This is a genomic window from Sinorhizobium sp. P24N7 (assembly GCF_042436655.1).
In the GTDB taxonomy this organism is placed as follows: Bacteria; Pseudomonadota; Alphaproteobacteria; order Rhizobiales; family Rhizobiaceae; genus Sinorhizobium; species Sinorhizobium meliloti_A.
Window position 1 is genome coordinate 1 of sequence record NZ_JBHMIW010000035.1, and the last position, 2,500, is coordinate 2,500.

Annotated in this window: 1 tRNA gene and 2 rRNA genes (1 of these 3 cut by a window edge); all 3 read right to left on the reverse strand. The window is 55.0% G+C overall.

Annotated features, from left to right (window positions below):
* Positions 1-2 precede the first annotated feature (2 nt).
* Positions 3-79 (reverse strand) — tRNA-Met (locus ACFHWW_RS33575).
* A 131-nt stretch (positions 80-210) separates the two neighbouring features.
* Positions 211-325 (reverse strand): 5S ribosomal RNA (gene rrf / locus ACFHWW_RS33580).
* 244 nt (positions 326-569) lie between these two features.
* Positions 570-2,500 (reverse strand): 23S ribosomal RNA (locus tag ACFHWW_RS33585) (it continues 932 nt past the right edge of the window).

The following is a 2,500-nucleotide window of genomic DNA, read 5'->3' on the forward strand; positions in this document are numbered from 1 at the left end:
TTTGGTTGCGGGGGCAGGATTTGAACCTGCGGCCTTCAGGTTATGAGCCTGACGAGCTACCGGGCTGCTCCACCCCGCGTTATCCGAGTTTTGCGCGGCAAAATCTCGTTATTCGTCCGAGTTTTGCGCAGTAAAAAGGTCGGTTTGTTGGCCGTTTTGTTTCGGCCGTGTGAGAGAAGATGATCGGTTTGTTTCTCTTGCGATTTGCAGACCTGGCAGCGACCTACTCTCCCGCGTCTTAAGACGAAGTACCATCGGCGCTGGGGCGTTTCACGGCCGTGTTCGGAATGGGAACGGGTGCAGCCACCCCGCCAGAACCACCAGGTCGGCAAAGCGCAAGATTTGCGCCTTATGGGCGCAAACCGAATTGAGAAGCTGGTGAAGCGGGCGGTTTAACGCTCGACTTCTTTTGAACACGTCTTTTTTTGTCTTGTCCGGATCATTCCAGCAGCCGGCAGAGCCGAGCCGCCGGTTGTCCGGCGCGCCGTCCGCAGCGCAGCGATCTTGCGATCGCGGCAGCGTGAGGACAGAAGAATGATGCTCATCTTTGATGAGCATAAGCAATGGGAACGATCAAGCCGATCGAACGATTAGTACCGGTAAGCTTCATGCGTTGCCGCACTTCCACACCCGGCCTATCAACGTGGTCGTCTTCCACGGTTCTCAAGGGAATACTCGTTTTCAGGTGGGTTTCCCGCTTAGATGCCTTCAGCGGTTATCCCTTCCATATATAGCTACCCTGCTATGCCCTTGGCAGGACAACAGGTCCACCAGAGATATGTCCATCCCGGTCCTCTCGTACTAGGGACAGATCCTGTCAATATTCCTACACCCACGGCAGATAGGGACCGAACTGTCTCACGACGTTCTGAACCCAGCTCACGTACCGCTTTAATTGGCGAACAGCCAAACCCTTGGGACCTGCTCCAGCCCCAGGATGCGATGAGCCGACATCGAGGTGCCAAACAACCCCGTCGATATGGACTCTTGGGGGTCATCAGCCTGTTATCCCCGGCGTACCTTTTATCCGTTGAGCGATGGCCCTTCCACGCGGGACCACCGGATCACTATGACCGACTTTCGTCTCTGCTCGACTTGTCAGTCTCGCAGTCAGGCGGGCTTATGCCATTGCACTCGACGAGCGATTTCCGACCGCTCTGAGCCCACCATCGCGCGCCTCCGTTACTCTTTCGGAGGCGACCGCCCCAGTCAAACTACCCACCATACACTGTCCCGGATCCGGATGACGGACCGCGGTTAGACATCCATGACGATAAGGGTGGTATTTCAAGGATGGCTCCACGAGAACTGGCGTCCCCGCTTCAAAGCCTACCACCTATCCTACACATGCCGACACGAATGCCAGTGTAAAGCTATAGTAAAGGTGCACGGGGTCTTTCCGTCTGACCGCAGGAACCCCGCATCTTCACGGGGAATTCAATTTCACTGAGTCTATGTTGGAGACAGCGGGGAAGTCGTTACGCCATTCGTGCAGGTCGGAACTTACCCGACAAGGAATTTCGCTACCTTAGGACCGTTATAGTTACGGCCGCCGTTTACTGGGGCTTCGATTCAGAGCTTGCACCCCTCCTCTTAACCTTCCAGCACCGGGCAGGCGTCAGACCCTATACGTCGTCTTGCGACTTCGCAGAGCCCTGTGTTTTTGATAAACAGTCGCTACCCCCTGGTCTGTGCCACCCCATCCTACTTGCGTAGAAAAGGGTCACGCTTCTTCCGAAGTTACGCGTGCAATTTGCCGAGTTCCTTCAACATAGTTCTCTCAAGCGCCTTGGTATACTCTACCTGACCACCTGTGTCGGTTTCGGGTACGGTCTATACGGTGGAGCTATTTCCTGGAACCGCGTCCCCGCCCGGACAATCCAATAAGTCCGGACAAGTTGAGCAATCCGTCACTACCACCAGGCCCACGAATATTAACGTGGTTCCCATCGACTACGCGTGTCCGCCTCGTCTTAGGGGCCGGCTAACCCTGCTCAGATTAACTTTAAGCAGGAACCCTTGGTCTTTCGGCGAGAGGGTCTCTCACCCTCTTTATCGTTACTCATGTCAACATTCGCACTTCCGATACCTCCAGGACCCCTCACGGGTATCCCTTCACTGGCTTACGGAACGCTCCGCTACCCCTATACACCTAAGTGTATAAGCCTCAGCTTCGGTGCATGGCTTCAGCCCCGTTACATTTTCGGCGCAAAGACCCTTATTTAGACCAGTGAGCTGTTACGCTTTCTTTAAATGATGGCTGCTTCTAAGCCAACATCCTGGTTGTTTTGGGATCCTCACATCCTTTCCCACTTAGCCATGACTTGGGGACCTTAGCTGGAGGTCAGGGTTGTTGCCCTTTTCACGACGGACGTTAGCACCCGCCGTGTGTCTGCCGACTAGTACTCCTCGGTATTCGGAGTTTGGTTAGGATCAGTAAGACGGTGAGTCCCCATAGCCCATCCAGTGCTCTACCCCCGAGGGTATTCGGTCGACGCAC